We start from the raw sequence: 12,080 nt of genomic DNA, 5'->3' as shown, positions 1-12,080 counted from the left end.
CACGAATATCTTGCTTGTACTATTGAACAAACTAAAAAACACTATTTGTAATCATATCAGACATCAACCTTTAAAATAGTTTGGTCGTCCTGATAATTTCTTGCACTACTGTACTTCCAATCAACTGGGTTTGTAACAAAACCTGATTCTACAGGATTATTATGTATATAGTCAATCTTTTGCTGTATAACTTTATCACTCCATAATTCAATTGGTTTATTATGTTGTTGCCAAAATTGAAGGTGCTTTACATTACTTTTATTTTTTCCAGCGCGTTCCATCATCCATAATAACCATTCTTTTCTACTTTCTTGTGGGTTCTCTTCTATTGTTTTTATGAGTTTTCTAGCAGTAAAACCTTTAAAATCTCGTATTAGTCCAGATGGATCGTCGTTAGCAGACCTAAATATTAAATGTACATGACTTGGCATAAAGCAATAAGCATATACTTCCATACCTTTTTCTGCCCTACAATACGTTATACTTTCCTCTAAAACATTAAAATATTCTTGTCGAGTAAAAACATCTAACCAATACACTGTTGCAAAACTTATATAGTATGCTCCTTGCTTATTATGGAATTTATATTTTCTACTCATTTTTTATTTCGCTAGCGCAAGCATCTTGCTTGTGCCGTTAAACTAACTAAAATCAACTCGCTTCAAAACCTTTACTCTAATCTTAAAATCGATACTTCGCTTACTCTTGACGCAACGAAAATTTATATTTCATACTCATTCATATTTCGCTAGCGCAAGCATCTTGCTTGTGCAGTTAAACTAGCTTAAATCAACTCGTTTCAACATCTTTACTCTAATCTTAAAATAGATACTTCGCATACACTTGACGTCACGAAAATTTATATTTCATACTCATTCATATTTCGCTAGCGCAAGCATCTTGCTTGTGCAGTTAAACTAACTAAAATCAACTTGCTTCAACATCTTTACTCTAATCTTAAAATAAATACTTTGCTTACTCTTGACGGCACGAGCGGGACGCTCGCGCTAGCGGGGAAATCCGCTTAATTAAACCGCTTTACTGTAATCTAAAAAACACTACTTCCTGCTAGCGCAAGCATCTTGCTTGTGCTGTTATACTAACTAAAATCAACTTGCTTCAACATCTTTACTCTAATCTTAAAATAGATACTTCGCTTACTCTTGACGGCACGAGCGGGACGCTCGCGCTAGCGAGGGGGCTTCGTCCTGTTGCCTTTTCGGTAGTGAATAGTCAACTATTTTAGTAAGTACAAATTCGATTAAGTCATTTGTTCTTGGTTTACCATCTCCATCTAGTTTTAAACAATAGCAATATCCTTTTGCCTCAGTTTCATCTATTTCTAACTCAACTTCTACTTTTTCCAGTCTAGAAAATATTTGACCTTCCCCATCTACTAAGAGTAGTTTTATTGCTTCGTGTATCCATTGGCTTTTATCTTTCAATTATGTCGTTCTTTGTTATTAAAAGTAACTCGTTATACAATAACTTCTACATTTCATATCCCACAAACAGTTCAGGACACAACATATTTCCACAAGTCATTACCCTCGTAAATATAAAAACTATAAATGTAATCTATTACGTATTACACCTAAGATAAATACCACTAGTCGAATAATTGACGACCTACAGAACCCGTTGCGTGGGGTGTAAGTTCAAAAACAAAATCTGGAGTAATAAATTCTTCTTTTCTGTGCGATACGTAAATAATAGCTGTTTCGCTTTCTTGGGCTATTTTGTTTACCAACTCTGAGAATAGTTTGGCATCGGCATCGTCTAAACCGTTAGTCGGTTCGTCTAAAATAAGTAAAGGTGGGTGTTTAACCATAGCTCTAGCTATTAACACTAAGCGCTTATGGCCATTCGATAAAAACTGGAAGCTTTTATCTTTTATATGCAGCATGTTTAAAAGGCTTAACCATTGGTGTGCAATATTAATTTGCCTATCGGTTGGGTGTTTATAAAGCCCTACAGAATCTAAAAAGCCAGAAACTATCATACTTTCTATGGTGTCTCTGCGTTTAAAACCGCGTAGCATCTCGGAGGTATAAAAGCCTATATTTTTTTTAATATCCCAAACGGTTTCGCCACTCCCCTTTTTTATGCCAAATAAGCGCATATCAACCATATAGCCTTTAGGGTTATCACCAGATATTAATGACAGTATCGTACTTTTCCCTGAACCATTAGGCCCAATAAGTTGCCAAAACTCGCCGTGTTTAATTTCCCAAGAGATCTTGTTAAGTATAGGCCGTTCGCCATAACTAACCGATACCTTATTGAGTTGTATTAAGGGGTTAAAGGTTTCCCTTTCGGTTTGATAAGGTTGTGGTAATTTTTGTGTGAAGTTTTTATGAGTCTCTTCTTCGGTGGCTACATAAAGTTTTGGCTCGCCATGTTCGATAACATAGACATCGTCTATAAACTCTAAAATATCGCGCCTTCTGGTGGAAAGCTGGATAATTATAACGTCTTGACTTAAATTTGTAAGGGTGTTTTTAATTCTAGATTGTGCTGCCACATCTAAACAATCAAAAACATTATCCAAAACAATATAATCCGGTTTAGATTCTAAAATATGATTGAGTAAAGCGCGTTTACGTTCCCCTTCAGATGAATTTTTAAGGCTGTTTTTGGTTGCCGTTTTTACATCGTAATGGCCATGACGCAGCTCTTCCTCTATAAACGCATTTATAGTAAACTCCGAAAATATAGCGCTTTTTAAATCGTTTAAATCATTAAACCATGCCCCAGAAGTAATGGTTTTAATAAGCTCTGGTTTACGCGCTGTATTAGAAATGTAAAATGCTTTATGTTTTGGCACCCTTTTTAAACCTATAAGTTTTTAGTGTGAAAAGGTACTAAACCATCAATGGGTCTACGTTCAAAATTTCCGACGGTAAAGCCCATTTCGTCTGCAACTTCTTTAATTTCTTTTTGAGCAAAAAAGGCAATAGAACCTGCAAAATGCACAGGAACGGTTTTAAGCTCTTCCTTATATTGCATAATCATATTGGTTGCAAACTCTCTAATACCTTTTTTAATAAGATTTATAGTGTATTCTGAATCTTTATGCAAAAACATAAACTCGGCAAAGTTTGCTAAGTATGCATTAGGACTTGGTTGCTTGTATAGATTGTATTTTATAAAATCGGCCTCCATGTTAAACTTCGCTCCAAAGGCGATTCTAACATTTTCTGGCATGTGATTAAAGTAATAATCTCTTATTAATTGCTTACCGTAGTAATTACCAGAAGCATCGTCCATTAATGTATAGCCAAGCGATATAACACGTTGATGCAAGGTTTCGCCATCATAGTAACTACAGTTAGAACCTGTACCTAAAATACAAACCACGGCAGCTTCCTTAGGATCATTAATAGTAGCGTAAACAGCTGCTAAAGTATCTTCATTAACTTCCACATGGGCATTGGCAAAAATGTCTTTTAAAACGGTGCTTAATAATTCTTTAGCATTTTCTGTGCCGCAACCTGCGCCATAAAAAAACACGTGTGTTACTTTATCGGCATTTGTTTTTAATTCTTCACTTTTTTTAATGAGTTTTTTTAGTTTCTTCTCGCTTAGAATAGCTGGATTTAATCCTTTAGTACGGATTTTATCCATTAATCTATTTCCATTACTATCTACAGCTAACCAATCTGATTTTGTAGAACCACTATCAACTATTAAAATCATAAGTATTAAAATTAAAATGTTATTAACGTTGCTTAATCTTTATTAAAAAAAGCAGCGATAAAAATGAAATCCCAATATGGATTGGGAGTAATTTAACTAGTTATTATTCTTTTCTATAGAAAAAAACAAAAGAAAATTTCAATAAAAAATCCACAGCATTATCCTTTTGAATAATACTGTGGAAATATATAAATAAATTATTTTAAAGACCCAATATGTTGAGCTAAATCAATTAATTTAGTTGAATAACCAAACTCGTTATCATACCAAGAAACTAATTTCACAAAACCATCGTTTAATGCCATACTTGCATTAGCATCGAAAGTACTTGTTTTTGGCTCAGATACGAAATCTTGAGATACAACACCTTCTTCAGTATAACCTAAAACACCAGCTAATTCACCTTCAGAAGCATCTTTTAAAGCTTGTTTAACTTCAGCCCATGGAGCCGGTTTTTCTAAACGACATGTTAAATCTACTACAGATACATCAACAGTAGGAATTCTGAAAGCCATACCAGTTAAGATACCGTTTAAAGATGGGATTACTTTTCCAACAGCTTTAGCCGCTCCAGTTGAAGCAGGTACGATGTTGTTTAAAGATGCACGACCTAAACGGTAATCTTTTCTAGAAACACCATCAACAGTAGATTGTGTAGCAGTTGCAGCGTGAACAGTTGTCATTAAACCTTCAGCAATTCCGAATTTATCGTGAATTACTTTAGCTAATGGTGCTAAACAGTTAGTAGTACAAGATGCGTTAGATACGATAGTATCAGCGGCAGTAATATCTTTATGGTTAACTCCCATTACAAACATTGGTGCATCTGCAGATGGTGCAGAAATAGCTACTTTTTTAGCTCCAGCAGTAATGTGTTTTTGTGCACCTTCTAAAGTTGTGAAAATACCAGTACAATCTAAAACAACGTCTGCTCCAATAGCATCCCATTTTAAATCTTCTGGGTTACGCTCTGCAGAAACTCTAATTGTATTTCCGTTTACTACTAAGTTACCATCTTTAGTTTCGATAGTTCCATCAAACTGTCCGTGAACAGAATCGTATTTTAATAAGTAAGCTAAATGATCTACATCTAATAAATCATTAATTCCTACTACTTCAATATCATTAGATCTAGAAGCTGCTACTCTAAAAGCAATTCTACCTATTCTACCAAATCCGTTAATTCCAATTTTTAATTTTGACATAATCGTGTTTATAAATGTTAAGTGCTCATGATATCTGAGACACGCAATAATTCTAAGTTTATTTTTGTTTTTCCTTTAATGGCGTTATCTAAAGGAGTAAGTTCCATTTTTCCGTTAATTAACCCTACCATATAATTGGTTTGACCATTTAACAAGGACTCTACCGCTTTCACACCCATTCTACTAGCAAGAACTCTATCGAAGCAAGATGGTGCGCCACCACGTTGCATATGACCAAGAACTGAAACTCTTACATCGTAGCCTTCCATGTTTTCATCAACATAGTCTTTTAATTCGAAAATATTCTTTCCGATTTTATCACCTTCAGCAACAATAACGATGCTAGACGATTTACCAGATGTTCTACTCCTATTTAAAGACTCTACTAATCTTTCTAATCCTAAATCTTCTTCAGGAATTAAGATCTCTTCAGCTCCACCGGCAATACCTGCATTTAATGCAATATGTCCAACATCGCGCCCCATAACTTCAATAAAGAATAATCGGTTATGCGAGCTGGCAGTATCTCTAATTTTATCAATAGCTTCAACTACTGTATTTAAAGCAGTATCGAACCCTAAAGTGTGGGACGTTCCGAAAATATCATTATCAATTGTTCCAGGAATACCCATTACTGGGAAACCAAACTCTTGATTAAAGATAAGAGCTCCTGTAAACGATCCATCTCCTCCTACTACAACTAATGCATTAATTTCTGCATCTACTAAGTTTTGAAAAGCTTTTTTTCGTCCTTCTTCGGTTCTGAATCCATTGGATCTTGCCGACTTAAGAATAGTTCCTCCTTTATTAATGATACCTTTTACACTTCGGGCATCCATTTGTTTAAAATCACCTTCAATTAAACCTTCGTAACCGCGGTAAACTCCAACACATTCTATATTATGGTAAGCACAAGCTCTAACTACCGAACGTATTGCTGCGTTCATGCCCGGAGAATCGCCTCCAGAGGTTAAAACTGCTATTTTTTTTATTGTTTTTGGCATTAATTTTCAATTTTAATAAAGTAAAATTACTAAACAAAAAGCACATATCTATGGCAATTACAGTAAATTAACAACAGTTTAAAAACTATAACGTTTTAGTTGATAAAAAAAACTAATGATTTGGGAAACAGCCTGAAAAAACTACTCTTTTTTAGAAGGTGATTCGATTGAAATATAACCTGGCAAGGCATTTTCTTCAGTTTTTTCTTCTTGAATTTCCAGACTAGCATTTTCGTCTGTTTCGGCTTTTTTAAAGAGTTTTTGTAGCAACTCTTTAAAAGTATCAAAATCTACATTATATGAAAGCCCAACACCTTGGGTATAACCAATATCTTCACCAAAGTTTTGGATACTATTTTCTCTGTTAAATACGTTGGCTGTAAGGGTTCCTTCTGCATTCAAAAGAAAATTTATTTCAACATCGCCTGCTACCACAGTACTAGTTGCTCCACCAACAGGAACTCCTACCTTACCATTTATTAATACACGGTCGCTAATTTGAGTTTGTAGCGTAACACCAAACCTATCATCCGTTTGATAATCTGGTCTGTTTTGTCCGGCTTCATAGTTTAAACCAACATTAACCTTTCCGTCTTCGGAAGCAAAAATACTATTTAAAATACCGTTTAATCGTTCGGCAATAGTTCCAGAGGCATTTAAAGTATTTAAACCACTTGAAAATGATCCTGTTGACACCAAAAACAAGGCTTGCGTATCGCGTTCATCTTTAGATTCCAATCGGTAATTAAGCTCTGACTTTATGGTTGATGTAACATTAGGGAACTCAAAGCTAAATTCTGGTACCGGTTGTTCGATATCACCAGTAATAGCAATGTTTAATTCCACAGGAATACTTCTATTTATAGGATTATCAAGTAACGGTGATGGATTTGCTTGAGTTTTATAAATAGCCAACATATCAATGGTTGTATTTTTAAGCGGATCCCCATTCCAGGCTATTGTACCACCTGGTTGAACTATAAATTGTTTTTGTATAATACCGCCATAAGCAAAATTATAAACCCCTTCGAATACAGCAAAATCCCCCCACATATCAAATTTCCCATTGGTATTTATTTCGACCAAAACACCACCTACACCACGTCCTTTTAAGGAATGACCTGTTTCTTTATCGATAATAATTTCTACTTCGGCATCTTGGGTTACATCTAATTCAAAGTCGAGTTCAAGTCCTTTTATTTCCTCATAAACCACTTCCTCTCCCATTTTTCGAGCTTCCTTTTCATCTTTAGTTATAAAATGAATATAGGAGTTATCACCAAAGGATTCTGAATCGTTTAATGGAATTTTAAATACGGTACCTTTTTTAGTTTCACCTACAACACTTATCACTAATTGCTCGGTTGGCCCATAAATACTTGCACGACCGCCAATAAAACCTGTACCATAATATAAGGACTCTTCAGATTCTTTAGTATCTAAAATAAGCAAACTTGGTGTTGTTATATCTAAGCCTAAACTCCATTTACCAAAGTTAACATGACTTAAAGAGCCATCTAAAAACCCTTTAGATTTGTATTTAGTATCGGTTAACATGATTCTATTAAACACAAAACTTTGATTTTTTAGCGTTACGGAAGCATTGGTATTAAAACTATAATCAACATTTAAATAAGGAATACCTAAGCCACCATTTTTAACTATTAAATCGCCATTAAAATCGGGTTTCTTTAAATTGCCAATAACATTAATACTACCATTAGCTTCCCCTCTAATATTGGCTAACACACCATCCAGCAGAGGATTTAAGGGCGATAGGTTAAAGGCATTAAAATCTACAGTAACATTAATAGCCGATTGCTTACCTGAAACAGAAATATCTCCTTTTGCAGCAAATGATCTTGTAATATCGTTTTTTATAGTAGCATCAACCGTGTAATTGGTAAGGGATTCATTACCACTTATAGTCGCATCAAAGGACCCTAACAAGAAATCATTAACCTTTAAATCGTCTATTACAATGGTTGAATTTGGCAAGTAACTGCCGTTTTGCTGTAAAATATCTAACTTACCATTAACATTTCCGGCTAATGACAAACTATCAATATCTGGAGTAATTTTAGCCAAATCTACATTGGTAAAATTTAATTTTATATCCTTTTGGGTAGAGTCTCTAACAAAACCAGAAAACTTAATCTCTTCGTTATTATGATTAACCCTAAACTTATCGATATCGAATTTAGTTAGCTTTTTATCAAAAGTTAATTTATGAAATTTATCTTGCTCCTCATTGATATACCATTTATTATCCTTCATGGTAATATCCGATTGTTTAAAACCAATTACCGACTCGTTAGCTTCATTAATAGTATGGTAAAAACTTAAATTAAAACTATCATTATTATGTTTTCCTCCAGAAAACTCAGACCTCATAAAAAGGGTATCACTAACCGTTACATTAATTAAATTAAATTTAGAAACATTGTAGTATTTGGTGTTTAAACTATCAATTTCAACAAACGTATTAAATAACGGGTTGCTATTATCAACTTGCACTTCAATATTATTAGCAAAACCCTTTAAATATTTAATTTTAGGCGATTTAAAAGTAAGCTTAAAATTCTCCTCTTCGCTTTCCACACGACCTCTTATATATGTGTTTTTTGCAAGTTCTAGTTCTGGATAAAAAACTTCTACAATTTTATTATAAATCTTAAAGTTAAAATCGATACTTTGGTCTATATCTAGCTCATGCGGAATATAATTGGTATATATATGACCGATAGAATTTTCGAATAGCTTTTTTAAATCCTTTAAAAGGAAATGACCTTTTAATGCCCCCTCAATAATATCTGGCGAAATAAACTCTACATAGCGAATATCATCATCAAACCTTGACGAAATATCAAATTTCTCGAAAAAATAAGTGTCGTTTTCATTTTCATACCTCGTTTTTGTAAACGCTATTTTACCAACAGCATCATCAAAACTACTACTGTTCATATTCATTTTAACACGACTTCTAAAAATAGAAATACTATCTTTTTTAACAAAATTAAGAGTATTTAAATCCGCATAATCCACAATAGCCTCAAAATCGTATTTTTTTATGGTTTCAGAAAAGTCTACCAATCCTGTAAAGTTTAGTTTTAAATTTTTGTCAAAAACGTTTAAATTACCATCGAAAATTTTATTCTGTATATTACCTGCTACTTTAATGTTTTTGTAATTATAGGTATTATAAATTAGCTCGAAAACTTCTCCTTTTACTTGCGTATCTACTTTTTCGGCTGTAAAACCTTTACCGTTTACATCAAAATCTAAAGAGCCTTTTCCAAAGTTTGGATCATCCAAAAATGTTCCGAAATCAAATTGTTGGAAAATTATTTGTCCTTTGTAGTCGGCATTATCAATATCATTAATTTTTGTGATTTCAAGATTAGAGTCTGCAAAACCTAATTCGGTATCAATTTCAATATCTGCTAGAACTTTTGAAGATGTAATTTGAGAATTTCCCCTTACTGTAAAATACCCCAAACGATCAAAAGACGACGGTATAGCGTCTCCCAAAACATTTGGCAATAGCGCTTTTAAATCTTTATATGTAGAGGATAGATTACTAAAGTTACCACTCATATAAAAATTATGATCCTCTTTATTAAACAGGTTTTTAAAATTAATATCGCCATAAACTCTAGTTCTAGAATTTGTATTTAATTTTAAATTACTCGTTTTTAAATCGTTTAAGGTTCCAGAAACATCCGTACTAAAGGTCGCCGATTGGTTTACTCCAAATTCATTATAAAATGTATTAAGCTCGTCCAATAACACCTTTGAATCTTTAAAACTAGCGTCAACCTTAACTTTATCAACAAAATACTGCAAATCTTCACGCTGATACAAAAACTTTAAATCGCCTTTTAACACTGAACCTGGCGTTTTTATTTCCAAGTTTGCAAAAGTCATATCCGTTAAAGTATAAGCGAAATTGGTCATCATATTTTTAACCTCCACCCCTCTACTATCCTTAAAAGCTAAAGTATTTATTCTGGCACTTACCTCACTTCCGTTTATTAAAAAATTAGTTGCATTAATATTTAAATCTTCAAAATGTAGGACTTTTGTAGTTTCTTTGTTTTCATCGGATAACATAAAAACACTGTTATAAATGGAAACATCACTAGATGAAAGCAAAAAATTGCTTTTTCCCGTTCTTGGGTTATCGCTTTCAAACCTATCGACAAAAACATCGAGATTGGTTTGCGACTCGTCCTTATATGTTTTTATTTGAAACAGTAAGTTTTCAATATCAATATCTCCAAAAACAAGATTGCCTTTGTATAAATTTCTGAAGCTTAAAATGGATGTATTTAATTCTGAAATACTAATTAGTGTATCTTTTTTAAAATCTTCTATGTAAATATTTTTAATTTCTACGTCGCCATTAAACTGTAAACTAACTTTATCGATATTTATGTTTGTCTTAAAATCATCGTTTAACCTATTGGTAGCATATTTACCTAAGCTTGTTTGAATAAAAGGAATAGAAAGTACTAACACCAAAATGATGAATAACATTAGCAAAATACCTGCTAATTTTAAAAGTATTTTTAGAATTTTTTTGATGTCCTTAAAGTTATAATTTTATTAAGAATAAACTATTTTTGCATATACGTTTACTAAGCACCACAAAGATGCTTATTCGTTTTCAAAATTAACAATTATTGTGCCTAATATTTATTAATGTCTTCACAAAATATTTACATTCTAGGAATTGAGTCGTCTTGCGATGATACAGCGGCTTCTATAATTTATAACGGTCGTATTTTAAGCAATGTTATAGCAAGCCAAAAAATACACGAAGAATATGGTGGTGTAGTACCAGAACTAGCCTCTAGAGCGCACCAACAAAATATAGTACCTGTGGTGCATCAAGCTATGGAAAAAGCAGGCATTACTAAAGATAAACTTAATGCCATTGCATTTACGAGAGGCCCTGGATTAATGGGGAGTTTATTAGTAGGAACATCGTTTGCAAAATCTTTGGCCTATGGTTTAAACATTCCATTAATTGATGTAAACCACATGCAAGGGCATATATTAGCGCATTATATAGATGAAGATGGTTATGATAAACCGCCATTCCCTTTTTTAGCTATGACCATTTCTGGCGGACATACACAAATTGTTAAAGTGGATCACTATTTTGATATGACCGTTATTGGTGAAACCATTGATGATGCTGTTGGCGAAGCTTTTGATAAAAGTGGGAAAATATTAGGTTTGGGCTATCCCGCAGGACCAGAAATCGATAAACGTGCCGCCTTAGGAAACCCTAAAGCCTTTAAATTTACAAAACCAAAAGTTGACGGATTAAATTTTAGTTTCTCAGGATTTAAAACTGCAGTACTATATTTTATACAACGCGAAGTTAAGGCAAACCCTAACTTTATTGAAGAAAACCTTAATGACATTTGCGCCTCTATTCAATATACTATTATTGGGATATTGATGGACAAATTAAAACTCGCATCCAAGCAAACAGGAATAAAACATATTGCTATTGGCGGTGGAGTTTCTGCTAATTCTGGAATACGTAAAGCCTTAAAAGAAGGCGAGCAAAAATTTGGTTGGACCACCTACGTCCCTAAGTTTGAATTTACTACAGATAATGCAGCTATGATTGCTATTGTTGGGTATTTAAAATTTTTAGAAGGCGATTTTGCTAAACAGGATGTTATTGCTTCTGCGAGGTTGAAGATTTAAACATGTATCAATTACAGACAAAACCATTTCTTTATTTTTGGTCTGCAGCAGCACTAACTGTATTAACGGGCTACACCTTATTTACCAAAATCCATAATGCGAAATTAGCATGGAATATACATCAAGATTATTTTGTTATTTCAAATATTGAATTTAATATTTTAATTGCATTTGTATTAGCATTTATCGGGTTGATATACTACATACATTCTATATTTAGAATTACGCCTTCTAAAAATTTAACTATAATTCATACATTAATTACCCTTTGTTGTCTCACACTTTATTTCTTAAGTCCTTTATTTTTAATAGGCAAAAACAAAGATTTTACTTTGTTCGATAATAAAACTTCCATTGATTATTTTCTAATCATTGTTTGCAGTACAGCTATAGTGTCCCAACTTATATTAATTTCCAACTCCATAATCAGTTCTATAAAATGCTT

8 protein-coding genes are annotated in these 12,080 nt (G+C 33.2%); 1 reads left to right on the top strand and 7 read right to left on the bottom strand.

Annotated features, from left to right (window positions below):
- Nucleotides 1–56 precede the first annotated feature (56 nt).
- From ABJM36_RS16090 to ABJM36_RS16060, 7 genes are all read right to left on the bottom strand, one after another.
- Nucleotides 57–599, bottom strand: coding sequence for a transposase (locus ABJM36_RS16090; protein WP_348452587.1), 543 nt, complete (start codon nt 597–599; stop codon nt 57–59).
- Between the two features lie 558 nt (nt 600–1,157).
- Entirely contained in the window at nt 1,158–1,445 is a 288-nt protein-coding gene (locus ABJM36_RS16085; protein WP_348452586.1) for a hypothetical protein, read from the bottom strand.
- A gap of 164 nt (nt 1,446–1,609) precedes the next feature.
- Nucleotides 1,610–2,827: an ATP-binding cassette domain-containing protein gene (locus ABJM36_RS16080; RefSeq protein ID WP_348452584.1), complete on the bottom strand. Its 1,218-nt coding sequence runs from the start codon at nt 2,825–2,827 to the stop codon at nt 1,610–1,612.
- Between the two features lie 11 nt (nt 2,828–2,838).
- Nucleotides 2,839–3,699, bottom strand: a complete 861-nt coding sequence (locus ABJM36_RS16075; RefSeq protein ID WP_348452582.1) for an N-acetylglucosamine kinase — start codon at nt 3,697–3,699, stop codon at nt 2,839–2,841.
- A 197-nt stretch (nt 3,700–3,896) separates the two neighbouring features.
- On the bottom strand, nt 3,897–4,904 hold the full coding sequence (gene gap / locus ABJM36_RS16070; protein WP_348452580.1) for a type I glyceraldehyde-3-phosphate dehydrogenase: 1,008 nt from the start codon (nt 4,902–4,904) through the stop codon (nt 3,897–3,899).
- Between the two features lie 17 nt (nt 4,905–4,921).
- Nucleotides 4,922–5,908 carry a 6-phosphofructokinase gene (gene pfkA, locus ABJM36_RS16065; RefSeq protein ID WP_348452578.1) on the bottom strand — a complete coding sequence of 329 codons (987 nt, stop codon included), beginning with the start codon at nt 5,906–5,908 and terminating at the stop codon, nt 4,922–4,924.
- Between the two features lie 141 nt (nt 5,909–6,049).
- Nucleotides 6,050–10,447 (bottom strand): translocation/assembly module TamB domain-containing protein, encoded by a 4,398-nt coding sequence (locus ABJM36_RS16060; protein WP_348452576.1) that lies wholly within the window; start codon nt 10,445–10,447, stop codon nt 6,050–6,052.
- A gap of 165 nt (nt 10,448–10,612) precedes the next feature.
- Here ABJM36_RS16060 and tsaD point away from each other — a divergent pair, with 165 nt between their 5' ends.
- On the top strand, nt 10,613–11,635 hold the full coding sequence (gene tsaD / locus ABJM36_RS16055; protein WP_348452574.1) for a tRNA (adenosine(37)-N6)-threonylcarbamoyltransferase complex transferase subunit TsaD: 1,023 nt from the start codon (nt 10,613–10,615) through the stop codon (nt 11,633–11,635).
- The last annotated feature ends 445 nt before the right edge of the window (nt 11,636–12,080 follow it).

The sequence above is a fragment of the Algibacter sp. genome (assembly GCF_039977455.1).
Lineage (GTDB): Bacteria > Bacteroidota > Bacteroidia > Flavobacteriales > Flavobacteriaceae > Algibacter_B.
This window is presented reverse-complemented; position numbering and strand designations above follow the sequence as displayed.